Raw genomic sequence first — 23,217 nt, forward strand, 5'->3', positions numbered from 1 at the left:
TGGCCTCTTTCAAGCAGCGGGGCGGATCAGGCTGCGATGGTGCGCCGATGGCGGGGAGGCCAGCGCCTTGATCAGGCCCTCGATCGAACTCAAATTATGTACGGGACGCAATTCGTCAACGTGCGGCAGCATCATTTTAATGCCCTGCGCCTTGGCCTCGAAGCCGTCGAAGCGCAGCAGCGGGTTGAGCCAGATCAGCCGCCGGCAGGAACGGTGCAGCCGGTCCATCTCGAAGGTCAGGCGGGCATCCGCCTCACGCTCCAGCCCGTCGGAGATCAGCAGCACGATGGCGCCCTGGCCCAGCACGCGGCGGCCCCAGAGCTTGTTGAACGTGTGCAACGACTCCGAGATCCGCGTGCCGCCGGCCCAGTCCTCGACCGAGGACGAGCAGCTCGCCAGCGCCTCGTCCGGATCGCGCGCCTTCAGCGAGCGTGTGACATTGGTCAGCCGCGTGCCGAACAGGAACACCGAGACGCGCTTGCGGGCGTCGGTGATGGCATGCAGAAAATGCAGGAACAGCCTTGTATATTCGCTCATCGAGCCGGAGATATCGAGCAGCGCCACGATCGGCGCGGGTCGGTCGATCAGGCCGAGGCGACGGATCTCGACGATGTCGCCGCCGGTTCGCAGACTGCTGCGCAACGTGCGGCGCAAATCGAGCTTGAGGCCGCGTTTGTCCGGCTGCGTGCGTCGCGTGCGCAGCTCGGCCTGCGGCAGGCTCATCTGCGCGATGGCGCGGGTGACCTGCGCGATCTCGGCCGCAGACATCTGCGCAAAATCCTTCTTCTGCAGGACCTCGCGGTCGGACACCGACAGCTTGATCTCCTGCTCCTGCGGCGGCTGCTCCTCGGCGTCGCGCATCGCCGGCTTGGCCATCGCCTCCTGGACGCGGCGCGAGGCCGGCGGCGGCGGCTTCTTCGCCTGGTCGGGCAGCGGCACGGAATCGAGCAAGTGCTTCCATTCCTCGGCAGCGCGGAAGAAAAGGTCGAAGGCCTGCGCGAAGATCAACGCATGTTCGTGGCGCTTGACGAAGATCGCCTGCAGCGTCGCGAACACGTCGGCGCGGTTGCCGATCTCGATCACCTGCAGCGCGTTCAGCGCATCGATCACCGCGCCCGGTCCGACCGGCAGGCCGGCGGCGCGCAGTGCGCGCGCAAAGCCGGTGATATTGTCGGCCATCAGGCCCGTCGGCGGGTTGAGGTGATCGATGGTCATGGCCTGTCCATTGTCATCCCGGGGCGCGAGCAGCGCAAGCTGCGAGCAAACCCGGGATCCCGGAATGTTTTGCTGCAGAACATCTCAGGTTTCCGGGTTCGCGTTCGGCTCGCGCCGCCCGCGCCCCGGAATGACAGTTGTATCAATCGCTGGTGGCTTCCTTCAGCACCTTCTGCAGATTGTCGCCCTGCATCCGCTGGATGTCATCCTGATACTTCAGCAGCGCGCCCAGCGTGTCGCCGACCACTTCCGGTGTCAGCGAGCGCGCGTCGAGTTCGGTCAACGCCGTCGCCCAGTCCAGCGTTTCGGCGACGCCGGGCGACTTGTAGAAATCCTGATTGCGCAGCGCCTGCACGAACTTCACCACCTGCGCGGACAGCTTGGCGGAAATGTTCGGCACCCGCGACTTCACGATCGCCAATTCGCGTTCGGCGGTGGGATAATCGACCCAGTGATACAGACAGCGACGCTTCAGGGCGTCGTGGATCTCGCGGGTGCGGTTCGAGGTGACGATCACGATCGGCGGCGCCGGCGCCTTCACGGTGCCGAATTCGGGGATCGTGACCTGGAAGTCGCTGAGGATTTCCAGGAGATAGGCCTCGAACGCCTCGTCGGCGCGGTCGAGTTCGTCGATCAGGAGCACCGGCGCACCGCCCACGTCGGGCTCCAGCGCCTGCAGCAGCGGGCGCTTGATCAGATAGCGCTCGGCAAAGATGTCGCTGGAGAGCTGGTCGCGGTCGGTATCGCCGGCGGCTTCGGCCAGCCGGATCGCGATCATCTGCGCCGCGCTGTTCCACTCATAGACCGCGGAGGCGACGTCGAGGCCCTCATAGCACTGCAGCCGGATCAGCTTGCGACCGAGTGCAGCTGACAGCACCTTGGCGATCTCGGTCTTGCCGACGCCGGCCTCGCCTTCCAGGAACAGCGGCCGGCCCATCTTCAGCGCCAGAAACACCACCGTCGCCAGCGAGCGCTCGGCGAGGTAGCCGCGCGAGGTCAGCATCTCGAGCGTCGCATCGACGGAGGTAGGGATCGCCGCTGTCGCCGTCATGGGAAAACCGATCTCGCAGAAATAGTCGGGGTAGGACGGACCTGACGGATCAGGTCCGGGCGTTGGCGGCTTCGACCGCGCGCCTGGCCAGCACGCCGATCAGGTGGGCGCGATATTCCGCGCTACCGTGCAGATCGCTGTTGAGGCCTTCGGCGGGCACCGTGATCCCGTCCAGCGCCTTCGGCGAGAACCGCTTCTGCAGCGCCTGTTCGAACGCCTCGACCCGAAACACGCCATCGGAGCCGGCTCCGGTCACGGTGACGCGGACGTCCGACGGACGCTTGGCGACGAACACGCCGACCAGCGCGTAGCGCGAGGCCTGGTTGCGAAACTTGATATAGGCGGCCTTCTTCGGCAGCGGAAACTGCACCTTGGTAATGATCTCGTCGGGCTCCAGCGCCGTGGTGAACAGGCCCTGCAGGAATTCCTCCGGCTTCAGCTTGCGCTTGTTGGTGACGATGGTGGCCCCCATCGCGAGCACGGCGGCGGGATAGTCCGCGGTCGGATCATTATTGGCGAGCGAGCCGCCGATGGTGCCCTTGTGGCGCACGGCGGGATCGCCGATCAGCGCGGCCAGTTCGGCGAGCGCCGGGAAGGCTTCCTGAACGAGCGCGGAGTCGGCCACGGCGGCATGCTTGGCGAGCGCGCCGATCACCAGCGAACGGCCCTGCATCTCGATGCCGTCGAGACCGGGGACGCGCGAGAGATCGACGATGTGCGGCGGCGCGGCGAGGCGCTGCTTCATCACCGGGATCAGCGTGTGGCCGCCGGCGACCAGCTTGGCGTCTTCATTCTTGAGCAGGAGATTGGCGGCCTGACGCACGGTTTCCGGACGATGATATTTGAATTCGTACATGAGGTTTCCCTGGGGTGTCCCTGATCGTCGTACGGTTAGGCGAGGTCGGAATTCGCCATCGCTTTCGCGCCGGCAGCGATCGATTCGACGATGTTCTGGTAGCCGGTGCAGCGGCAGAGATTGCCTTCGAGCTCATCGCGGATCAAATGATCCGAGAGGTCGTGGCCCTTGCGATGCACCAGATCGACCGCGGTCATGATCATGCCGGGCGTGCAGAAGCCGCACTGCAGGCCATGATGCTCACGAAACGCTTCCTGCATCGGGTGCAGCGGCGCGCCGTCGGCGGCCAGACCTTCGATGGTCCTGACCTCCTGGCCCTCGCACATCACGGCGAGCGTGGTGCAGGACTTCACGGCCTTGCCGTCGAGATGCACGACGCAGGCGCCGCATTGCGAGGTGTCGCAGCCGACATGCGTCCCGGTCAGGCGCAGATTCTCGCGCAGGAACTGCACCAGCAGCGTGCGCGGGTCGATGTTTCCGGTGACGGGATTGCCGTTCACGATCATGGATACTTTGGCCATATGCACTCTCTTCATCCGCGCCGCCATCGCGTGGCCTCGCGTCATTAAAACCATTCCAAAGGCATATTATGGCCCATCCCGGCAATGAGCAACCTCATGCCGGGATGGCGAGCTATGTGTTTTGGCGAACGTAAACTCGGACCTTCTTCACCTCTCCCATAGGGAGAGGTCGGATGGCGAAGCGCAGCGAAGACATCCGGATGAGGGGTCACGATCCATCGACGGAGCGCCGCCCCCTCACCCGGCAACGCGCTTGCGCGCGATGCCGACCTCTCCCCAACGGGGAGAGGTGATCCTCCGTTGCTGATGGCGTGAGCTAAGCTTCGGCTTCGCCCTGAACGGCCTTGGCAAAGTTGGAAAAGAACTCGTCGGCGATCTTCTTGGCCGAGCCGTTGATCAGGCGCTGACCGAGCTGGGCCAGCTTGCCGCCGATCTGTGCCTCGACATTGTAGGTCAGGAGCGTCCCGCCATCCTGGTCGGTGAGGCCGACCACGGCGCCGCCCTTGGCGAAGCCGGCGACGCCGCCCTCGCCTTCGCCCGTGATCTTGTAGCCGTTCGGCGGATCGAGGTCGCTGAGCGTCACCTTGCCCTTGAACCGCGCCGATACCGGCCCGACCTTGATCTTGGCCGTCGCGCGAAAGCCGCCCTCTTCGGTGGTCTCGAGCTCCTCGCAACCGGGGATGCAGGCCTTCAGCACGGCGGGATCGTTGAGCTTGGCCCAAACCACTTCGCGCGGTGCAGCGAGTTGCACTTCGCCTGACATCGTCATGGCCATCGGACATCTCCTGAATTGTCGCCGTCCCAAACTGACGGGTGATCCCAAGTAAACCACGGGCGGCACAAAGGAAAGGGTACCTCCTGCGCAGAAGCAATGCATCATCGCACCGCAACATGCGGCGCACTTGGCAGCGGCGGCCGGGGATGATTAGGTCGCGCGCAAATGAGCACCTCCCTCTCCCCTTTATTGGCCCCGCTGTTGTCCAGCTCCGCGATGCGCGCCGTCTGCGATGACGCTGCCACGCTCACGCACATGCTCGATTTCGAGGCCGCACTGGCGCGGGCCGAGGCAGCCACTGGCGTCATTCCCGGCAGCGCCGTGGCGGCCATCGAAGCCGCCTGCTCGGCCTCCCGATTCGACATCGCCGACTTAGCCTTGGCCGCGACCCGCGCCGGAAATCTGGCGATCCCGCTGGTAAAGGCGCTGACCGCCGAAGTTGCGAAAGCCGACAAGGACGCCGCCCGCTACGTGCATTGGGGTGCGACCTCCCAGGACGTCATCGATACCGCCACCATGCTCGGCCTGCGCGCGGCGATCGACGCGTTGCTGGCGGATCTCGACCGCGCCGTCGCCGGCTTCGCGGTGCTCGCGCAAAAGCACCGCGACACCGCCGCGGTCGCCCGCACCTGGCTGCAACACGCGCTGCCGATGCCGTTCGGCCTCAAGCTCGCCGAATATGCCGCCGCGTTGCACCGCACCCGGCTGCGCCTGCGGCGGCTGCGCCATGAAGGCCTGGCGCTGCAGTTCGGTGGCGCCGCCGGTACGCTGGCCGCGCTGGGCGACCACGGCCTCGCCGTCGCCGACCGGCTGGCGCAGGAGCTCAATTTGCCGCTGCCGGAAGCGCCGTGGCACACCCACCGCGACCGCATCGCCGAGATCGCGTCCGTCATGGCGATTCTCTCCGGCACTTGCGGCAAGATCGCCCGCGACGTGTCGTTGCTGATGCAGACCGATGTCGGCGAGGCATTCGAGCCCGCCGGCGAAGGCCGCGGCGGCTCCTCGACGCTACCGCACAAGCGCAACCCGGTGGCCTCCGCGATCGCGCTGTCCGCCGCGACCATGGCGCCGAATCTCGTCGCCACGATTCTGGCGGCGCAGGTGCAGGACCATGAGCGCAGCGCCGGCCCCTGGCACGCCGAATGGCCGACGCTGCCGACGCTGCTGCTGGTCACCTCCGGCGCGCTCGCCGCCATCGTCGATATCGCCGAGGGGCTTGAGGTCGATGCCGACAGGATGCGGCGCAATCTCGATGCCACCCACGGGCTGATCATGGCCGAAGCCGTGACCTTCGCGCTCGCCGAAAAGCTCGGCAAGAGCGACGCCCATCATGTGGTCGAGGCCGCCACCCGGCGGGCGCTCGCGGACAAGAAACATTTGCGCGACGTCCTGATCGAGGACGCCCTTGTCTGCGCGCAACTCGACGCGGCGCAACTCGCCAAACTCTTCGAGCCTATGTCCTATCAGGGTGCCTCGCAGGCCCTGATCGACCGCCTGCTCGCCTCGCTCAACCATTAAAAAATACGGAGACGCCCCATGCCTATGATCGACGCCGACGGATGCCTGCTCAACGTATCGGTCGAAGGCCGCGACGGCGGCCCGACCTTGATGCTGTCGAACTCCCTCGGCACGACGATGCAGATGTGGGAGCCGCAGATGGCGACGCTGACCAAATTGTTCCGCGTGGTGCGCTACGACCGTCGCGGCCACGGCAAGTCCGGCCCGGCCGGCACCACCTCGATGGAGCGCTATGGCAAGGATGTGCTGGCGATCCTCGACGACCTCAACATTGACCGCGTGCACTGGTGCGGCTTGTCGATGGGCGGCATGGTCGGGCAATGGCTCGGCGCCAACGCGCCGGAGCGCTTCGACCGCATCATCCTGTCGAACACGTCGAGCTATTATCCGGACCCGACCAACTGGCACAACCGCATCAAGGCGGTTCGCGAAGGCGGCCTGGCCGGGGTCGCCGACGCCGTCATCGCGGGCTGGCTGACCGCCGATTTCCGCGAGCGCGAACCGGCCGTCACCGCGCATCTCAAGGCGATGCTGCTGGCCTCGCCGGTCGAGGGCTACCTCGCCGCCTGCGAGGCGCTCAGCACGCTCGACCAGCGCTCGTTGCTACCCAAAATCAAAAGCCCGACGCTGGTGATCGCCGGCCGCCAGGACATGGCGACGCCGGTCGCCGCGGGCGAATACATCCGCAGCCAGATCCCCGGCGCCAGCCTGACCATCCTGGATGCCGCGCACATCTCCAACGTCGAGCAATCGCATGCCTTCACCGACGCCGTGGTCGGGTTCCTCACGCAGCGATGAATCGTTCGCGGCGCGCGCGCTCTCACCTCTCCCCGCCGGGGAGAGGTCGACCGGCGAAGCCGGTCGGGTGAGGGGGTTGGGCGCCATCGACAGGCCGGTGTCCCCTCACCCCAGCCCTCTCCCCAACGGCGAGAGGGGGCGCAACGCCGGCGTGTTATCCCAGGATCAAAACGGAAAATGACATGGACGACAAACAACGCGCCGACAACGGCACCGCCCAACGCCGCAAAGTTCTCGGCAATGCCTGGGTCGACAAATCGGCGGCCGGCAAGAATGCCTTCAACGCCGACTTTCTCGATCTGATCAGCCGCTACGCCTGGGGCGAGATATGGACGCGGCCGCATTTCGAGGAACGGACGCGGCGGGTGCTGGTGATCGGCACCATGGTGGCGCTCGGGCAATGGGACGAGTTCCGGCTGCACGTCCGTGCGGCGTTGGCCGAAGGCGGCTTCACGCCGGACGACATCAAGGAGATCCTGCTGCAGCAGGCGATCTATTGCGGCGTGCCGGCGGCCAACCACGCCACCAAGGAAGCCGCCAGCATCATTCAGGAACTCGGGCTGCTCAAGCCATAGAAACCGGTGTCGCGCGCCGGCTGCGCGCGGCCCCCGGCCGCGGGCAGGCGCAGCAGCGGCGGCTCGAACACGATCAGCACGACGGTGCCGAGCATCAGCAGCAGCTCGGTGGCGTGCAGTTGCACCACGGCAGCCTGACCGACCTTGGCGGCCATGATCATGCTGGCGAAGCTGACGAAGCTGCCAAGCCCGAGCGCCATCGACAGCGCCTCGTCGCAACCGCCGCTCTGGCGGATCGAGGCGCGCGTCGTGAACATCAGGAACACCGCAAAGAACGCCACCACGGTCAGCTTGCCCAGCGCCATCAGCCAAGCGTAGCGCACCGTGCTCATGGTGCCGAGCTGCAGGTGGTCATTGAGGAACAGCACCAGAGCGACGTTGGGGCGCTCATAGACGCCCTGCAGCGGCGAGATCATGATGCGAAAGGCGGCGATGGTCCAGGTCGGGATGAAATAACACGCCAGCAGCGCGCCGTTGAAACTCGAGATTCGCCAGTTCTGGATCATGTCGCGGGCCGCCGTCCTGGGCGGCGACAGGCCGCAGCGGAACATAAGGCCGGCGGCATTCGACCGACAATCTAAACCATTTGTTAACCCTAACTGGAGCCCGTTCCCCTCCCGCGGCCCCGGAAATCAGCCCGGCCGGCGCGAAAATCGTCATGTACAGATCTACTTAGCCGCAGCCGGGCCGGTTGCCCGCCTCCCATCGCACTGTTAGAAATTGATCGGCGACGCAACGTCTCCGGCATCGGAGACGGATCTCGCCCTCACGCGAACACGGCAGCGCATGGATTATTTCGCCCAGCAAATGATCAACGGCCTCGTGCTCGGCTCGATCTACGGCCTGATCGCGATCGGTTACACGATGGTCTACGGCATCGTCGGCATGATCAATTTCGCCCATGGCGACATCTTCATGATCGGCGGTTTCATTGCCCTGATCACCTTCCTGATTCTGGTCTCGATCGGCCTGACCGCCGTCCCGGTGATCCTGTTGCTGGTGCTGCTGGTGTCGATGGCCGTCACGGCGCTCTATGGCTGGACCATCGAGCGCATCGCCTACCGCCCGCTGCGGCATTCGTTTCGCCTCGCGCCGATGCTGTCGGCTATCGGCATGTCGTTCGTGCTGATCAACTATTCGCAGATCGCGCAGGGCGCGCGCGTCAAGCCGGTGCCGCCGATCATCACCGGCGGCTACACGCTGCATGAAGGCGCCGGCGGCTTCGCGGTGCAACTTTCCAACGTGCAGATCGTCGTCGTCGTCACCACCGTGATTTTGCTCGGCATCTTCACCTGGCTGGTGGCGAAGACGCGGCTCGGCCGCGACATGCGCGCCTGCGAGCAGGACCAGACCATGGCCGCTTTGCTCGGTGTCGATGTCGACCGCACCATCTCGATGACCTTCGTGATCGGCGCGGCGCTCGCCGCCGTCGCCGGCATGATGTACCTGCTGTATTACGGCCTGGTCGATTTCTTCATGGGTTTCGTCGCCGGCATCAAGGCGTTCACCGCCGCGGTGCTGGGCGGCATCGGATCATTGCCCGGCGCGATGCTCGGCGGGTTGCTGATCGGCCTGATCGAGACGATGTGGGCGGCGTACTTCTCCACGGAATATAAAGACGTCGCGGCGTTCTCGATCCTGATCGTGGTACTGATCTTCCTTCCCACCGGCCTGCTCGGCCGGCCGGAAGTCGAAAAAGTTTGATGGGCAACGTGGCAGCAACCGTGCCCACAGCCCAAGCCACGCGCGGCCCGGATGTCGCGTTCATCTTCAAGAAGGCGCTGATCTCGGCGATCGTCGCCTTGGTGCTGTTCTCGCTGATGATCGGCATCCGCACCGAGGCCGGCCCCTCCGGGCAGTTGATCTGGTGGACGCGGTTCGGCGATCTCGGCCTGATGGTCGCCGGAGTGTTCGGTGGCTCGATCGTGGTCGAGCTGCTGCGCTATTGGTGGGGGCCGGTCGAGACGATTCGCATCGTGCCTGATGGCGCGACAAGGGCGCTGGCGATCGGCCGCCGCGCCATTGTGCCGGTGCTGCTGGTGTTCACCTTGCTGGTCCCGGTGATCTTCTACGACCAGCGCTACATTCTCGATCTCGGTATCCTGGTCCTCACTTATGTGATGCTCGGCTGGGGCCTCAATATCGTGGTCGGCCTCGCCGGCCTGCTCGACCTCGGCTATGTCGCCTTCTACGCCGTCGGCGCCTATTCCTACGCTTTGCTGGCGACCACCTATGGCCTGTCGTTCTGGATCTGCCTGCCGCTGGCGGGCATCCTGGCGGCGTTCTTCGGCGTGCTGCTCGGCTTTCCAGTGCTGCGGCTGCGCGGCGACTATCTCGCCATCGTCACGCTGGCCTTTGGCGAGATCATCCGCCTCGTCATCATCAACTGGCAGCATCTCACCGGCGGTCCCAACGGGATCAGCGGCATCCCGCGCCCGAGCTTCTTCGGCATCCCGCTGACGCCCGGCCCCGACGGCCTCGCCGCCCTGCTCGGCATCGCGTTCTCGCCGACGCACCGCATCGTGTTCCTGTTCTACGTCATTCTCGCGCTGGCGCTGGTGACCAACTGGGTCACGATCCGGCTGCGCCGGCTGCCGATCGGCCGTGCCTGGGAGGCGCTGCGCGAGGACGAGGTCGCCTGCCGTGCGCTGGGGATCAACACCACCACGACCAAGCTCACCGCCTTTGCCACCGGCGCGATGTTCGCCGGCTTTGCGGGGGCGTTCTTTGCGACGCGGCAGGGCTTCATCAGCCCGGAGAGCTTTACGTTTCAGGAATCGGCCCTGGTGCTGGCGATCGTCGTGCTGGGCGGCATGGGTTCGCAGCTCGGCGTGGCGCTCGCGGCCGTGGCGCTGATCGGCGGCTTCGAATTATTCCGCGGCCTCGACCAGTACCGCATGCTGGTGTTCGGCGTCGCGATGGTGCTGCTGATGATCTGGCGGCCGCGCGGCCTGATCGGCCACCGCGCCCCTACCATGTTTCTGCAGCAGGAAAAGGTGATCTCCGCCGAACTCGTCGAGGATGCCCGCGCATGAGCCGCGACGACATCCTCCGCGTCGAGAACCTGGCGATGCGCTTCGGCGGAATCGTCGCCGTCAAGGATCTTTCTTTCAGCGCCGAGCGCGGCAAGATCACCGCGCTGATCGGCCCGAACGGCGCCGGCAAGACCACCGTTTTCAACTGCATCACCGGTTTCTACAAACCCTCCGCCGGCACCATGCGGCTCAACCATGCCGGCCAGGAGATGCGGCTGGAGAAGCTTAACGACTTTCGCATTTCCAAGCTGGCCAAGGTCGCACGCACCTTCCAGAACATCCGGTTGTTTCCCGGCATGACCGCGCTGGAGAACCTGATGGTGGCGCAGCACAACGCGCTGATGAAAGCGTCCGGCTATACGTTCCTCGGCCTGTTCGGAGCGCAGTCCTACCGTGCTGCGGAGAAAGCGGCGATGGACCTGGCGCGCTACTGGCTCGACCAGATCGGCCTCTTGGCCCGCGCGGACGACGCCGCCGGCGAACTACCTTACGGCGACCAGCGCCGCCTTGAGATCGCACGCGCCATGTGTACGGAGCCGGCGCTACTCTGCCTCGACGAACCCGCTGCCGGCCTCAACGCCCGCGAAAGCGCGGCGCTGAGCGACTTGCTGCTGAGGATCCGCGCCGAGCACGGCACCTCGATCCTCTTGATCGAGCACGACATGTCGGTGGTGATGGAAATTTCCGACCACATCGTCGTGCTGGACTACGGCGTCAAGATCGCCGACGGCACGCCGCAGCAGATCCGCGACGACCCCAAGGTGATCGCCGCCTATCTTGGCTCCGACGAGGACGAAGCCATCGCAATGATGGAGGGCGGCGCGTGACGACCCCCATGCTCGATATCCGCGGCCTTTACGCCTCCTACGGCAAGATCGAAGCCTTGCGCGGCATCGATCTCACAATTGCCAAGGGCGAGATCGTGGCGCTGATCGGCGCCAACGGTGCTGGCAAGTCGACCCTGATGATGACCATCTTCGGCCGGCCGCGCGCCCGCGCCGGCACCATCGAAGTGGACGGCCATGATATCACCGGCCTGCCGACCCATGAGATCGCGCGAATGCGTATCGCGCAGTCGCCGGAAGGGCGCCGCATCTTCCCGCGCATGAGCGTGGCGGAAAACCTGCAGATGGGCGCCGACGTCATCGAGGGCAGCCCGGCGGAGCGCGCCGAAAGCCTGGAGAAAGTGCTGACGCTGTTTCCGCGGCTCAAGGAACGCCTGTTCCAGCGCGGCGGCACACTCTCCGGCGGCGAACAGCAGATGCTGGCGATCGGCCGCGCGCTGATGAGCCGGCCCCGCCTGCTGCTGCTGGATGAGCCCTCGCTCGGGCTGGCGCCCTTGATCGCCAAACAGATTTTCGAGGCGATCCGCGTGCTCAACAAGACCGGCGATCTGACGGTGCTGATCGTCGAGCAGAACGCCAACCATGCGCTGCGCCTGGCGCATCGCGGCTACGTCATGGTCAACGGACTGATTACCTTGTCAGGCACCGGCGCCGAATTGCTGCAGGCGCCGGAAATCCGCTCGGCCTATCTCGAAGGCGGGCGGAAGGCCTGATCCGCCTTTGTTACGAAATGCGCGGCCAAGCGCCGCACTATACGAACTTTGCCGATGACACACCCGCGAATTCAGCGGACAATACCAGCGCAATTGCCCCGGCCCCGGCCGACCCACCTCGCGAGGATCATCATGAAACCCATCAAGCTCCTTGGCCTGGCCTTCGCCGCCTCATTACTTTCAACAGCGCTGCTATCGCAGGGCGCTTTCGCGCAGGCCATCAACGTCGCCGTCGCCGGCCCGATGACCGGCGGCGAATCCGCCTTCGGCCGGCAGATGAAGAACGGCGCCGAACAGGCCGTGGTCGATCTCAACGCCGCCGGCGGCGTGCTCGGCAAGAAGCTGGCTCTGCAGGTCTCCGACGATGCCTGCGATCCCAAGCAGGCGCGCTCGGTGGCCGAAAAGATCGCCTCGGGCGGCGTGCCATTCGTCGCCGGACATTTCTGCTCGTCGTCCTCGATCCCAGCCTCGGAAGCCTATGCCGACGGCAACGTGTTGCAGATCACGCCGGCCTCGACCAACCCGCTGTTCACCGAGCGCAAGCTGTGGAATGTGCTGCGCGTCTGCGGCCGCGACGACCAGCAGGGCTTGATTGCCGCCGACTACATCGCCAAGAATTTCGCCGGCAAGAACGTTGCGATCCTCAACGACAAGACCACCTACGGCAAGGGTCTCGCCGACGAGACCAAGAAGGCGCTCAACAAGGCCGGCGTCACCGAGAAGATGTTCGAGAGCTACAACAAGGGCGACAAGGATTTCAATTCGATCGTCTCGCGCCTGAAGCGCGACAATATCGATCTGGTCTATATCGGCGGCTACCATCAGGAAGCAGGCCTGATCCTGCGCCAGATGCGCGACCAGGGCCTCAAGACCGCGATGATGGCCGGCGACGCCATGAACGACAAGGAATTTGCCTCGATCACCGGCCCGGCCGCCGAAGGCACGCTGTTCACCTTCGGCCCCGACCCCCGCAACAAGCCGACCGCCAAAGCGATCGTCGAGAAGTTCAAGGCCAAGAACATCGATCCCGAAGGCTACACGATGTACACCTACGCCGCGTTCCAGGTGTGGTCGCAGGCGGTCGCCAAGGTCGGCTCGACGGACCCGAAGAAGGTCGTCGATGCGATCAAGGCCGGCGAGTGGGACACCGTACTCGGCAAGATGGCCTTCGACGCCAAGGGCGACATCAAGGCGATCGACTACGTCGTCTACAAATGGGACGCCAAGGGCAACTACGCCGAGATCGGCGCGAAGATGTAAGGTAATAGCACCGCGCGCTGTACTTCTTCCTTCTCCCCTTGTGGGAGAAGGTGGCGCCGACGCAGTCGGAGTCGGATGAGGGGTTATAGCGTGCGGAGCTTGCGGCACCCCTCACCCGTCCGCGCTTCGCGCGGCCACCCTCTCCCACAAGGGGAGAGGGAAGTAAGAAAGAACTACACCACGCTCTTGTGCCGTTCGATGCAGGTGGCCAGCACCTCGTCGATCGGTCTTTCCCACCAATCGTGCGAGAAGATCTCGATCTCCGAATAGCCGGCAAAGCCCTCCGCTTCCACAGCGGCGCGCACCGATCTGATATCGATGACGCCGTCGCCCATCATGCCGCGGTCGTTCAGGATATCCGTGGTCGGCACCAGCCAATCGCAGACGTGGAACGCCAGCAGGCGGTCCCGGCCAGCGCGGGCGATCTGCGGCAGCAGCTGCGGGTCCCACCAGATGTGATAGACGTCGAGCGCCACACCGAGCATGCCGGTGCGGTTCGGATCGAGCCGGTCGCAGATGTCGAGCGCCTGCTCGGTGGTGTTCACGCAAGCGCGGTCCGCTGCATAGGCCGGATGCAGCGGCTCGATCGCCAGCGGCATTTTCGCTTGCTTTGCATATTCCATCATCTCGGCAATGCCGTCATCGACCTGCGCCCGCGCATTGATGATGTCCTTCGACGGCGCGCTTCCCGGCCGCGAATATTGCGGCAGGCCGCCGACCACCAGCACGATGCAGGGCGCACCCAGCGCCACCGCCTCGTCGACGCAGCGGCGGTTATCGTCGCGGATCTCGGCATGGCGCGAGGCATCGCCGACAAACATCCCTCCGCGGCAATAGCCGGACAGTTCGAGGTCATTGTCGCGGACCGCCTTAACGGCATTGTCGAGCCCGACGGTCGCGACCTGGTCGCGCCACGGACTGACGCCGCGGATGCCGTGCTTCGCGCAAGCCTGCGCGATCGCCACGAAGTCGCCCTGCTTGCGTACCGTCGCCGTGTTCAGCGACAGCCAGCGATGATCCCCCGAGAAATCGCGCATCAGGCCTCGACCCCGCGCACCGAAAGAATCGCCTTCATGCGCTGCGTCGCCTGTTCGGGGTTCGCCAACAAACCGGCTCGATCGGCCAGCCGGAACAATTCGGCCAGATGCAGCGTCGAGCGCGTGCTCTCCTGCCCGCCGATCATGGTGAAGTGGTCCTGGTGGCCGTTGAGATAGGCCATGAACACGATGCCGGTCTTGTAGAACCGCGTCGGCGCCTTGAAGATGTGGCGCGACAGCGGCACCGTGGGTCCGAGCACGTCATGAAAGCCCTTCTCGTCGCCGGCCGCGAGCCGCGACAGCGCGTAGGACGCCGCAGGCGCGATGGCATCAAAAATGCCGAGCAGCGCGTGCGAAAAGCCCTTGTCGTCGCCGGCGATCAGTTCGGCGTAGTTGAAGTCGTCGCCGGTATACATCTTCACTTCCGGCTTGAGCCGGCGCCGCATGTCGATTTCGCGCTGCGCATCGAGCAGCGAGACTTTCACGCCATCGACCTTGGCGGCGTTGCGGTTGATGACGTCGACCGCGATGTCCATCGCCTCAATGAGGCTGGTCGTGCCCCAGTAATTCGCCAGCGCCGGATCGAACATGTCGCCGAGCCAATGGATGATCACCGGCTGGCTGCAATGCGACAGCACGCGGTCGTACACTTTGCCATAGTCCTCGGCGCTCTTGCCGAGCTTGGCCAGCGCGCGCGACGCCATCAGGATGATGCGGCCGCCGGCCTTCTCGATCGCCGCGATCTGCTCTTCATAGGCGTGGATCACGTCGTCCAGTGTTTTGGCATCTTCTACCGCGAGATGGTCGGTCCCCGCCCCGGAGAATACCAGCGCATTGCGCGGCTTCGCGGCCGCCACCGAGCGCTGGATCAGTTCGAGCGAGGTCGGCCAGTCCATGCCCATGCCGCGTTGCGCAGTGTCCATCGCCTCGGCAACGCCGAGACCGAGGTCCCAGACGTGTTCGCGAAACGCGATGGTGCGGTCCCAGTCGATCTTGCCGGACACCCAGGGATCGCACTCCGCGAGCGGATCGGCGACCACATGGGCGGCCGAGAACGCGATGCGATTCAGCGAGCCCTCGAGCTTGGACGGGAATGCCCGCGAGGCAGCAAGCCTATAGGTCTCGATCGAACGATCGGCCTTCGGCAGTTTCAGCGACAAGGTAGACATCGGTTGGACTGGCTTGTTCATGGCGTAACCTCAGACCGAGAGCTTGGGCACATCGACCCAGCGGCGTTCTTTCCAGCTTTCCAGCGCGCATTCGACGAGCTGCACGCCCTTGGCGCCTTCCAGCAGCGTATACTTGTACGGCGCATCCTCGCAGACGTGGCGGATGAACATCTCCCACTGTTCCTTGAAGCCGTTGTCGTAGACGGCGTTGTCCGGCACCTTCTGCCAGTCGGCGTAGAAATCGTGGGTGCGCTTCTCGTCGGGATTCCACACCGGCCGCGGCGTCGCCTGGCGGGCCTGGATCATGCATTCGGTGAGGCCAGCGACCGCCGAACCATGCGTGCCGTCGACCTGGAAGGTGACGAGATCGTCGCGATAGACGCGCGTCGCCCACGACATGTTCATATGCGCGATGACGCCGTCCTTCAGCTTGAAGGTGGCGTAGGCGGAGTCGTCAGCCGTGGCCTTGTACTTCTTGCCCTGCTCGTCCCAGCGCGCCGGAATGTCGGTGGTGCCGAGACAGGTCAGGCTCTCGACCTCGCCGAACAGATTGTCGAGCACGTAGCGCCAGTGGCAGACCATGTCCAAAATCATGCCGCCGCCGTCTTCGGCGCGGTAGTTCCACGAGGGGCGCTGCGCTTCCTGCCAGTCGCCCTCAAACACCCAGTAGCCGAACTCGCCACGCACCGAGAGCATCTTGCCGAAGAAGCCCGAGTCGCGCAGCATCGCCAGCTTCTTCAGGCCGGGCAGGAACAGCTTGTCCTGCACGGTGCCGTGCTTGAGCCCCTTGGCATTGGCCTTCTGGATCACGTCGAGCGCCGCCGCGAGATTGGTCGCAATCGGCTTCTCGCAATAGATGTGCTTGCCGGCGGCAATCGCCTTGTTGAGCTGGCCGGGCCGCGCCTGCGTCGTCGCGGCGTCGAAGAAGATGGTGTCATCCTTGTTCTCCAGCGCCTTGTCGAGATCGGTGGTCCAGCGATCGATGCCGTACTTCTTCGCGAGGCCCTCGATCTTCTCAGCGTTGCGGCCGACCAGGATCGGATCCGGCATCATGCGGTCGCCATTCTTGAGGGTCACGCCGCCCTGCGCGCGGATCGCGACGATCGAGCGCACCAGATGCTGGTTGAGGCCCATGCGGCCGGTGACGCCGTTCATGATGATGCCGAGACGGTGGACAGCCATAGTCAGTTCTCCAGGAGCATTTTGGTAGTCGGACGCGCAAGCGGCGACAGCGCCGCCCAGTCCGGATGGGCGCCGGATGCGAATCCGGCAGAGGTCAGCGATCCCGTCAGGAGATCGCCGTCGTGAATGCGAAGCCGGATGACATCGCCATCGCGGCGATAGAGGTCGGGATGGGCTTCGAGGAATGCTTCAGCTTCCGCGACGGGCGCCGTGCCAAACCCATCGACGTAATGATGGCCGTTGCGCTCGGCATGGGTCACGCCGATCAGCGCGCCCAGTGCGAGATCCTGCTGCACGCCGAGCCCGGCTTGGCAGGTCAGATCCTCGCCGGTGATGAAGTAGGCGTTGCCGCCTTCGCTCCACTTCGCCGCGCGCGCGGCATTGACGATCGACTTGTAGAACCCCTTGCAGGATTTTGACGAGATGCCGCGATAGCCGAGCGCCTTCGCGGCCGGAAATGCATCCCAGCTATCGTCGGCCTCGTCGATGATGAAGTTGCGCTTAGACAACGCGCCGAGCGGCGACGCCCGCGTGATATCGCGCGGCATCGGTTGCTCGATATAGAGCAGCTTTGACGCGATCGGCTTCAGTGCCGCGTCATGGTCGAGGCGATCGACCAGCGCACCGAGCGCGCTGAGGTCCGCATATTGCTCATTGGCGTCGAGCGACAGCTTGTAGTCGTAGGGCAGCGTAGCGAGCGCGTTCCCGATCTTCGTCAGCCGTGCGGCGTCGGCTTCGGGATCGCCGTTCATCTTCAGCTTGAAATAGCGCGCGCCGCTGTTTTCATTTGCGTCGGCGACACCACCCTGACCGTCGATGGCGTCGTCGAGACCGACCGTGTGGCGCAGCGCGACGCGCCCCAGCGGCGTGCGGCCGGCGAGGAACGCCGTGACGTCATCGCTTGCGACATCCGGCGCCAGCCGAGCGTCAAGGCCGGCGACATTGGCCGCCATGCCGTCGAAGAAATTCAGATCCAGCGCGCGCAGCAGCGCATCGCAGATCGCCTTGTCGATTTCGGCAGGACCGAAGGCGGCGGCGAGCGGCGGAATGTCGGCCTCGGCGCAGGCCTTGAGCTGGTCGCCTATGCAGGCCGCGTGAAAGTCGAACGCAGTGTGAAACCCGGTGTGAGCCAAATACAAATCGCGGGCGATTGCCAGCGACCGCCGGAGCTCATCGACGGTGTCGGCGATCGCCAGATGCGGGCGCTTGTCGAACCACTTTGGCACCATCAGCTCGGCGCTGGCGCCGGTGAAGACACCTTTTCCTTCCAGCTCGATGACGACGCACACAAAGGCCTGCGGCGCGGCATTGACCGTCACCGCGCCAAAACGAAACGGCCGCACGAACGCAACCGGGCGTTCATACAGCGCGATCTCGCGCAAGGCGATGCGGGGAGCGGTCATCTTGAGCAGCCTTAGTCCAGCGCGCTCTGGGTGAAGAAATGCTTGCGAACGCGCGCCACCAGTTCGGTGAACACCGGGTTGGCCATGGTGTCGAGGTTGCGATCGCGGCCAAGCGGCACGTCGTAGATCGCCTCGATGCCGCCCGGCCGCTCGGTCATCACCAGCACCTTGTCGGCGAGGAAAACCGCTTCCGGGATCGAATGGGTGATCAGCAGGATGGTCTTGCCGGTCTGCCGCTGGATCCGCGACAGCTCGACATTCATCTTCTCGCGTGTCATGGCATCGAGCGCGCCGAACGGCTCGTCCATCATCATGATCTTCGGATCGTGCACCAGCGCGCGGCAGATCGAGGCGCGCTGCTGCATGCCGCCGGACAATTGCCACGGCAGCTTGTTCTCGAAGCCCTCGAGTCCGACCATCTTCAGCAGCGATTTTGCCCGCTCGAGAAATTTCTCGCGCGGCAGTTTCTTCATGTCGATCGGCAGCATCACGTTCGACAGGATGTTGCGCCACGGCAGCAGCAGCGCATTCTGGAACACGATGCCGACGTCGCCATGCGGCTCGGTAACCTTCTTGCCGTCGACCAGGATTTCCCCGGTGGTCGGCGGCAGCAGCCCCGAGATCAGCTTGAGCAGCGTGGACTTGCCGCAGCCGGACGGGCCCACAACAACGAAGAACTTGCCCTCGTCGATGTGAAAGTCCAGCGGACGCAGCGACTGCACGCGGCCGTCGCCGGTCCCGTAGGTCTTGGAGACGCCGGAGAGATTGATCCCCGACGCCGTGTTGACGGGCTGCTCTGACACCACGCGAAGATGTGCGGTCGCTGGATCCACGCTCATATCCAACCCTTTGGCCTTCATCGTCGCTGCAGTCATCAAAATCGGTCCTTGGCACGTCATCGTGTTCGTCATTGCGAGGAGCCCTTGCGACGAAGCAATCCAGTTCTTGCTTGTGGCTTCTGGATTGCTTCGCTCCTCGCAATGACGGCCTGCGTTTACTTCGGCAGGTAATCGTTGGTGTAGAACGCCCTCGGATTTTCCTTGGCCTTGGCTTCCAGGCCGCCATATTCGACCATCAGCTCGACCGAATCCTTCATGTTCTGGTCGGTGACCTGGAACGGGCGCTTACCCTTGGTTTCCGGTGTCGAGTAGAACGGGATGGTCAGCTCGAATCCTTGGGTCAGGGTCTCGATCTTGCCGCCCTTCGGGTTGGCATCGAGGATCGACTGCGCGGCGGCCTTCGGCTCCTTCGACGCGGCTTCGACGGCCTTGGTGGTGGCCGACATGAAGCGCTTGACGAGATCCGCATTGGCCTTGGCGTAATCGGTGTTGGTGACGATGCCCGACGACACGAGATGAATGCCGTAGTCGGCGAACTTGATCGGATAGACGTCCTTGCCGGTGGCGTCCTTGATCTTCATCGACTGGTCCATCACGTAACCGAGCAGCAGATCGGCCTGGCCGTTGATGACGGCGTTGAGCTTGGTCTGGCCGTCGCCCGCCACGGTCTTGAAATCGGATTCCTTCAGGCCGGCCTTCTTGAGGAACAGCGGCCAGATCTGGGTCATCGAATCCGCCGGCGTGATCGCCACGGTCTTGCCCTTGATGTCGTCCGGCTTCTTGATGTTCTTGTCGACAAAACCCATCACCGACATCGCGGTGGTCTGCAGCAGCACGCCGGTGGCGATCACCGGGGCGCCCTTGACGGCGGCGCGCATCATGGTGGGGACGTCGGCATAGCCGAAGTTCACGGACTTGGCGGCGACAGCCTGCACGGTCGCGGCCGAACCGCGGCCTTCCTGGATGTCGAGATCGATGCCCTCGGCCTCATAGATGCCCTTGGCCTTGCCATAATAGAAGGGCGCGTGCTCGCCGTAGACGTACCAGTTCAGCATCAGCGTCACCTTGTCGGCGGCGGCCGCCGGCGTTGCGGTGGCGATCGCGGTCCAGATCAGCGCGGTCGAGCAGGTCGTAATCCATTTCAGCATGTTAGCCTCCCTTGAAAATGCAGCCCTTGAGCGGGCCGCTTGTTTGACAGTTTGGCGCCGCCCCTAAGCGGCGATGAAGACGTCCGCGCGCTGGCTGACATGCCAGGGAATCGTAAAACGTTCGATGCGATCGACGATCCAGAACAACAGGACGCCGAGCAGCGCAAGAATGACGAGCGCCGCAAACATGGTCGGCAGATCGAAGGTGCCGATCGAGCGCTGCAGCACATAGCCGATGCCGGAATTGGAGCCGACGAATTCGCCGACTACCGCACCGACGACGGCGAGCGTCACCGAGACTTTGAGGCCGGAGAAGATCGCCGGCAGCGCGTGCGGCAGGTTGACGGCGCAGAACACGCTGAAACGGCTGCCCTTCATGGCGCGCGCCAGATCGACCATGTCGGGATCGACCGACTTGAAGCCCTGCACGGCGGAGACAACGACGGGAAAGAAGCCGAGCAGGAAGGCCGCGATGATCTTCGGCACGATGCCGAAGCCGAACCACACCACGAACAACGGCGCGATCGCGACCTTGGGGATCGATTGCGAGAATACCAGCAGCGGATAGACGTAGCTTTCCACCGTGCGCGAGCCGGCGATCAGCATCGCGATGGGAATGCCGAACAGCGCCGACAACAGGAAGCCGGCGATGGTCGCGTAGGTCGTCGGCCAGGTCTGGCTCAGCAGCTCCGGCCAGTCGGTCCACAGCACCTTGACCACATCGCCGGGCGCCGGGATCTGATAGGCGGGAATGTTGAACAGGCGGATCGCCAGATCCCAGGCCACGATGATCATGACAAGCAGAATGAACGGGCGCAGCCAGGCGGCATTCAGCACGCGGGCTGCGGCGCCTCGGCCCTTGGTTTCACTCACATGCCTCTCCCTGATACCGTTTTTGCGGAACAATTAACTTGTTGGATAAATACTATCCAGACCTTTCCCAATGTCAATTGGGCCGCCCGTTAAACCAGATTATTGAATGAAATCAGGCGGTTTTCCGGGAGGGCGGCAATGCGGCCGGCGGCGTCGGCGCCAGGAATTCGGCCACCGAGCGGCCGGTCAGCGCCGCCAGGACCAGCGCCACCATGTGGGCGAGTCGCTCGTCCTTTGCCGGCTGCGCCAGCAAATCGCGGCCGAAAATCACGCTCAGCGTGGCGTTGTTGGCGAGGTAGAAGAAGCTCAGGGCGGCGATCGAGATATAGAGTTGCACCGGGTCCATCGCGACCTTGAAGTCGCCGGACGCGACGCCGCGATTGACCACCGTGCGGATCATCTCAACGAACGGCGAGTGCATCGACTTCACCTTGTCGGAGCGTTTCAGGTGCTTGGCCTGTTCGAGGTTCTCGGTATTGAGCAACGCCAGGAACTCCGGGTTGCGGATGAAGTAATTCCAGGTGAAGGCGATCAGGCTCTCGATGGCATCGGGCGGCGCGAGGTGTTCGAGATCGAGCGTGCGCTCCTCATTGCGGATCTTCTCATAGCTGGCTTCCAGCACCGCCAGATACAGATCGTCCTTCTTGCCGACGTGATAATACAGCATGCGCTTGTTGGCGCCCGCCTCCGCGGCGATACGATCGACGCGCGCGCCGGCCAGTCCGTGCGCGGCGAATTCCTTTTTCGCAGCCTCCAGGATGCGGATCCGCATGCCCTCGGGATCGCGCTGCCACTTCAATACTTTCTTGCTCGATCCGGCTGTTACTTTGGGCAATGCGGTGACCTGTCGCGCGATGATTAGATTCTAATGTAGCACGCGCGCCCGACCACGTGTAGCCCGGATGAGCGCAGCGACATCCGGGGAAAGCGATCGTGACAACAGGCCGGCCCCGGATTGCGCTTCGCTCCATCCGGGCTACCTCACGGAAACAGTCCGCGCGTATTCTTGGCGGCGCGCACCTTCTCGACGCCGATCGCCATCGCGGCGGTCCGGTGCGGGATGCAGTCGACCCGGGCTCGCATCACCATCGCGTCGAAGGCGCGGTCGAGGATCTGATATTCCCGCCGCATCACCTCCTCTTCCTCCCAGAACAATTGCTGCAGGTCCTGCACCCATTCGAAATAGCTGACGACCACGCCTCCTGAGTTGCAGAGAATATCGGGCAGCAGGAAAATCTCGTCCTGACGTTTCTCCAGCACCAGATCGGCCTCCGGCGTGGTCGGGCCGTTGGCGCCCTCCGCCAGCACCCGGCAGCGCAACTTCTCGGCCATCGGCCCATCGATGGCGCGCTCCATCGCGGCCGGTACCAACACGTCGCAGGGCAGCGTGAAGATGTCGGCAGGGTCGTATTGCAGCTCGCTGGAATAGCCCTTGAGGCTGCCATGTGCCGCGGTGTGGCGCATCAAGGCGGCGATATCGAGCCCGGAATGGTTGTACAGTGCGCCGGTGTGGTCGCTGACGGCGATGATCTTCAGACCAAAGCGATGCAGCTCCAGCGCGGCATAGGAGCCGACATTGCCGAATCCCTGAATCACGGCGGTGGCGCCGTCTAGATCGATCGCCAGCTCCCTGAGCACGCGCCGGGCGAGATGCGCGACGCCGCGCCCGGTAGCTTCGCGCCGCCCCAGCGTGCCGCCGGATGCCACCGGCTTGCCGGTGACGATCTCGGTCACGGTGCGGCCCTGATACATCGAATAGGTGTCCATGAACCAGGCCATCACTTGCTCGTTGGTGCCCATGTCCGGCGCCATCACGTCGGTGTGCGGGCCGACGAACGGGATCATCTCCTGCATATAGCGCCGTGACAGCGCTTCCAGCTCACGCCTGGAGATCGCGGAGGGATCGACTGCAATGCCGCCCTTGGCGCCGCCATAGGGCAGACCGACAAGCGCGCATTTCCAGCTCATCCAGATCGCCAATGCCGCAACCTCGCCGAGATCGACGCTTCTGGCAAAGCGCGTGCCGCCCTTGGTGGGGCCCAGCGTCAGGTGGTGCTGCACCCGGTATCCTTCATAGACAGCGACGGTGCCATCGTCGCGGTGGATCGGGCACGACACAACGATGGCCCGCTTCGGCAGCAACAGCCGGTCGCGCTCGTCCAGCGGAATCTCCAGATGGTCGGCGATGACGCCGAACTGGTTGACCGCCATCTCGAAAACCGGGCCGGAATAAACCGTCATGACTATCTCCCTCGGGGGGCCGTTCTGCCTATCGGGGTCGCCTGGGCCAGAATGGCAGGGTAAGGCGCTCGAAACCGCGCATCCAGCGAAATCCTGCAACGCACAATTGAGTGGCCGTCATGCTGTCGGCTGCTAAAGTGGCATGGCGATGACTCATGACGAC

At 64.4% G+C, this 23,217-nt stretch carries 23 protein-coding genes; 8 read left to right on the top strand and 15 right to left on the bottom strand.

What is annotated here, in order from left to right; translation table 11 throughout:
- Nucleotides 1-9 precede the first annotated feature (9 nt).
- From FNL56_RS19090 to FNL56_RS19110, 5 genes are all read right to left on the bottom strand, one after another.
- Complete coding sequence (locus FNL56_RS19090; RefSeq protein WP_143578121.1) at nt 10-1,215, bottom strand: vWA domain-containing protein; 1,206 nt, start codon at nt 1,213-1,215, stop codon at nt 10-12.
- Nucleotides 1,216-1,357: 142 nt separating this feature from the next.
- On the bottom strand, nt 1,358-2,266 hold the full coding sequence (locus tag FNL56_RS19095) for an AAA family ATPase (RefSeq protein WP_143574560.1): 909 nt from the start codon (nt 2,264-2,266) through the stop codon (nt 1,358-1,360).
- Between the two features lie 49 nt (nt 2,267-2,315).
- A complete protein-coding gene (locus FNL56_RS19100; RefSeq protein WP_143574561.1) occupies nt 2,316-3,122 on the bottom strand; it encodes an FAD binding domain-containing protein in 807 nt (268 codons plus the stop codon).
- A 35-nt stretch (nt 3,123-3,157) separates the two neighbouring features.
- Nucleotides 3,158-3,643: a (2Fe-2S)-binding protein gene (locus FNL56_RS19105; protein ID WP_143574562.1), complete on the bottom strand. Its 486-nt coding sequence runs from the start codon at nt 3,641-3,643 to the stop codon at nt 3,158-3,160.
- A gap of 316 nt (nt 3,644-3,959) precedes the next feature.
- Nucleotides 3,960-4,418 (bottom strand): SRPBCC family protein, encoded by a 459-nt coding sequence (locus FNL56_RS19110; protein ID WP_143574563.1) that lies wholly within the window; start codon nt 4,416-4,418, stop codon nt 3,960-3,962.
- Nucleotides 4,419-4,583: 165 nt separating this feature from the next.
- Between FNL56_RS19110 and FNL56_RS19115 the strand changes: the two genes are divergently transcribed.
- The 3 genes from FNL56_RS19115 to FNL56_RS19130 all read left to right on the top strand — a co-directional run bounded on the left by FNL56_RS19115 (nt 4,584) and on the right by FNL56_RS19130 (nt 7,309).
- Nucleotides 4,584-5,936, top strand: coding sequence for a 3-carboxy-cis,cis-muconate cycloisomerase (locus FNL56_RS19115; RefSeq protein ID WP_143574564.1), 1,353 nt, complete (start codon nt 4,584-4,586; stop codon nt 5,934-5,936).
- 18 nt (nt 5,937-5,954) lie between these two features.
- Complete coding sequence (gene pcaD / locus FNL56_RS19120) at nt 5,955-6,734, top strand: 3-oxoadipate enol-lactonase (protein ID WP_143574565.1); 780 nt, start codon at nt 5,955-5,957, stop codon at nt 6,732-6,734.
- A gap of 182 nt (nt 6,735-6,916) precedes the next feature.
- Nucleotides 6,917-7,309, top strand: coding sequence for a carboxymuconolactone decarboxylase family protein (locus tag FNL56_RS19130; RefSeq protein WP_143574567.1), 393 nt, complete (start codon nt 6,917-6,919; stop codon nt 7,307-7,309).
- On the opposite strand, the gene FNL56_RS19135 is transcribed toward FNL56_RS19130, so the two are convergent.
- A complete protein-coding gene (locus tag FNL56_RS19135) occupies nt 7,282-7,815 on the bottom strand; it encodes a hypothetical protein (protein WP_210245411.1) in 534 nt (177 codons plus the stop codon). The two genes, FNL56_RS19130 and FNL56_RS19135, sit on opposite strands and share 28 nt — an antisense overlap.
- A 280-nt stretch (nt 7,816-8,095) precedes the next feature.
- On the opposite strand from FNL56_RS19135, the gene FNL56_RS19140 reads away from it, so the two are divergent.
- The 5 genes from FNL56_RS19140 (at nt 8,096) to FNL56_RS19160 (ending at nt 13,162) form a co-directional block, all read left to right on the top strand.
- Entirely contained in the window at nt 8,096-9,013 is a 918-nt protein-coding gene (locus tag FNL56_RS19140) for an ABC transporter permease subunit (protein WP_143574568.1), read from the top strand.
- Nucleotides 9,013-10,344 carry a high-affinity branched-chain amino acid ABC transporter permease LivM gene (gene livM, locus FNL56_RS19145; RefSeq protein ID WP_143574569.1) on the top strand — a complete coding sequence of 444 codons (1,332 nt, stop codon included), beginning with the start codon at nt 9,013-9,015 and terminating at the stop codon, nt 10,342-10,344. The genes FNL56_RS19140 and livM overlap by 1 nt, the downstream gene beginning before the upstream one ends.
- On the top strand, nt 10,341-11,171 hold the full coding sequence (locus tag FNL56_RS19150) for an ABC transporter ATP-binding protein (RefSeq protein WP_143582241.1): 831 nt from the start codon (nt 10,341-10,343) through the stop codon (nt 11,169-11,171). The genes livM and FNL56_RS19150 overlap by 4 nt, the downstream gene beginning before the upstream one ends.
- Nucleotides 11,172-11,179: 8 nt before the next feature.
- Nucleotides 11,180-11,902 (top strand): ABC transporter ATP-binding protein, encoded by a 723-nt coding sequence (locus FNL56_RS19155; protein ID WP_143576263.1) that lies wholly within the window; start codon nt 11,180-11,182, stop codon nt 11,900-11,902.
- Nucleotides 11,903-12,034: 132 nt separating this feature from the next.
- Nucleotides 12,035-13,162 (top strand): branched-chain amino acid ABC transporter substrate-binding protein, encoded by a 1,128-nt coding sequence (locus FNL56_RS19160; protein ID WP_143579106.1) that lies wholly within the window; start codon nt 12,035-12,037, stop codon nt 13,160-13,162.
- A gap of 173 nt (nt 13,163-13,335) precedes the next feature.
- Here FNL56_RS19160 and FNL56_RS19165 read toward each other — a convergent pair whose 3' ends face one another.
- The 9 genes from FNL56_RS19165 to FNL56_RS19205 form a co-directional block, all read right to left on the bottom strand.
- A complete protein-coding gene (locus FNL56_RS19165) occupies nt 13,336-14,199 on the bottom strand; it encodes a sugar phosphate isomerase/epimerase family protein (RefSeq protein WP_143574572.1) in 864 nt (287 codons plus the stop codon).
- Nucleotides 14,199-15,389, bottom strand: a complete 1,191-nt coding sequence (locus FNL56_RS19170; protein ID WP_143574573.1) for a dihydrodipicolinate synthase family protein — start codon at nt 15,387-15,389, stop codon at nt 14,199-14,201. The genes FNL56_RS19165 and FNL56_RS19170 overlap by 1 nt, the downstream gene beginning before the upstream one ends.
- A gap of 9 nt (nt 15,390-15,398) precedes the next feature.
- Entirely contained in the window at nt 15,399-16,550 is a 1,152-nt protein-coding gene (locus tag FNL56_RS19175; RefSeq protein ID WP_143582242.1) for a Gfo/Idh/MocA family protein, read from the bottom strand.
- Nucleotides 16,551-16,552: 2 nt separating this feature from the next.
- On the bottom strand, nt 16,553-17,953 hold the full coding sequence (locus tag FNL56_RS19180; RefSeq protein ID WP_143582243.1) for a hypothetical protein: 1,401 nt from the start codon (nt 17,951-17,953) through the stop codon (nt 16,553-16,555).
- A gap of 11 nt (nt 17,954-17,964) precedes the next feature.
- The gene (locus FNL56_RS19185) at nt 17,965-18,792 is read right to left on the bottom strand and encodes an ABC transporter ATP-binding protein (RefSeq protein WP_246661014.1); all 828 of its coding nucleotides are present in this window, start codon (nt 18,790-18,792) and stop codon (nt 17,965-17,967) included.
- Between the two features lie 155 nt (nt 18,793-18,947).
- Nucleotides 18,948-19,940: an ABC transporter substrate-binding protein gene (locus tag FNL56_RS19190; RefSeq protein WP_143574576.1), complete on the bottom strand. Its 993-nt coding sequence runs from the start codon at nt 19,938-19,940 to the stop codon at nt 18,948-18,950.
- Nucleotides 19,941-20,003: 63 nt separating this feature from the next.
- Entirely contained in the window at nt 20,004-20,735 is a 732-nt protein-coding gene (locus FNL56_RS19195; protein WP_441351305.1) for an ABC transporter permease, read from the bottom strand.
- A gap of 190 nt (nt 20,736-20,925) precedes the next feature.
- Nucleotides 20,926-21,585: a TetR/AcrR family transcriptional regulator gene (locus tag FNL56_RS19200; protein ID WP_143576265.1), complete on the bottom strand. Its 660-nt coding sequence runs from the start codon at nt 21,583-21,585 to the stop codon at nt 20,926-20,928.
- 209 nt (nt 21,586-21,794) lie between these two features.
- Entirely contained in the window at nt 21,795-23,054 is a 1,260-nt protein-coding gene (locus FNL56_RS19205; RefSeq protein WP_143574578.1) for a Glu/Leu/Phe/Val family dehydrogenase, read from the bottom strand.
- Nucleotides 23,055-23,217: the final 163 nt, after the last annotated feature.

Origin of the sequence: Tardiphaga sp. vice304 (assembly GCF_007018905.1) — a bacterium.
In the GTDB taxonomy this organism is placed as follows: Bacteria; Pseudomonadota; Alphaproteobacteria; order Rhizobiales; family Xanthobacteraceae; genus Tardiphaga.

Coding starts and splice junctions, on each gene's coding strand:
- FNL56_RS19090 (WP_143578121.1), bottom strand. CDS start 1,215: ATGACCATCGATCACCTCAACCCGCCGACGGGCCTGATGGCCGACAAT.
- FNL56_RS19095 (WP_143574560.1), bottom strand. CDS start 2,266: ATGACGGCGACAGCGGCGATCCCTACCTCCGTCGATGCGACGCTCGAG.
- FNL56_RS19100 (WP_143574561.1), bottom strand. CDS start 3,122: ATGTACGAATTCAAATATCATCGTCCGGAAACCGTGCGTCAGGCCGCC.
- FNL56_RS19105 (WP_143574562.1), bottom strand. CDS start 3,643: ATGGCCAAAGTATCCATGATCGTGAACGGCAATCCCGTCACCGGAAAC.
- FNL56_RS19110 (WP_143574563.1), bottom strand. CDS start 4,418: ATGGCCATGACGATGTCAGGCGAAGTGCAACTCGCTGCACCGCGCGAA.
- FNL56_RS19115 (WP_143574564.1), top strand. CDS start 4,584: ATGAGCACCTCCCTCTCCCCTTTATTGGCCCCGCTGTTGTCCAGCTCC.
- pcaD (WP_143574565.1), top strand. CDS start 5,955: ATGCCTATGATCGACGCCGACGGATGCCTGCTCAACGTATCGGTCGAA.
- FNL56_RS19130 (WP_143574567.1), top strand. CDS start 6,917: ATGGACGACAAACAACGCGCCGACAACGGCACCGCCCAACGCCGCAAA.
- FNL56_RS19135 (WP_210245411.1), bottom strand. CDS start 7,815: ATGATCCAGAACTGGCGAATCTCGAGTTTCAACGGCGCGCTGCTGGCG.
- FNL56_RS19140 (WP_143574568.1), top strand. CDS start 8,096: ATGGATTATTTCGCCCAGCAAATGATCAACGGCCTCGTGCTCGGCTCG.
- livM (WP_143574569.1), top strand. CDS start 9,013: ATGGGCAACGTGGCAGCAACCGTGCCCACAGCCCAAGCCACGCGCGGC.
- FNL56_RS19150 (WP_143582241.1), top strand. CDS start 10,341: ATGAGCCGCGACGACATCCTCCGCGTCGAGAACCTGGCGATGCGCTTC.
- FNL56_RS19155 (WP_143576263.1), top strand. CDS start 11,180: ATGCTCGATATCCGCGGCCTTTACGCCTCCTACGGCAAGATCGAAGCC.
- FNL56_RS19160 (WP_143579106.1), top strand. CDS start 12,035: ATGAAACCCATCAAGCTCCTTGGCCTGGCCTTCGCCGCCTCATTACTT.
- FNL56_RS19165 (WP_143574572.1), bottom strand. CDS start 14,199: ATGCGCGATTTCTCGGGGGATCATCGCTGGCTGTCGCTGAACACGGCG.
- FNL56_RS19170 (WP_143574573.1), bottom strand. CDS start 15,389: ATGAACAAGCCAGTCCAACCGATGTCTACCTTGTCGCTGAAACTGCCG.
- FNL56_RS19175 (WP_143582242.1), bottom strand. CDS start 16,550: ATGGCTGTCCACCGTCTCGGCATCATCATGAACGGCGTCACCGGCCGC.
- FNL56_RS19180 (WP_143582243.1), bottom strand. CDS start 17,953: ATGACCGCTCCCCGCATCGCCTTGCGCGAGATCGCGCTGTATGAACGC.
- FNL56_RS19185 (WP_246661014.1), bottom strand. CDS start 18,792: ATGAGCGTGGATCCAGCGACCGCACATCTTCGCGTGGTGTCAGAGCAG.
- FNL56_RS19190 (WP_143574576.1), bottom strand. CDS start 19,940: ATGCTGAAATGGATTACGACCTGCTCGACCGCGCTGATCTGGACCGCG.
- FNL56_RS19195 (WP_441351305.1), bottom strand. CDS start 20,735: ATGATCATCGTGGCCTGGGATCTGGCGATCCGCCTGTTCAACATTCCC.
- FNL56_RS19200 (WP_143576265.1), bottom strand. CDS start 21,585: ATGCGGATCCGCATCCTGGAGGCTGCGAAAAAGGAATTCGCCGCGCAC.
- FNL56_RS19205 (WP_143574578.1), bottom strand. CDS start 23,054: ATGACGGTTTATTCCGGCCCGGTTTTCGAGATGGCGGTCAACCAGTTC.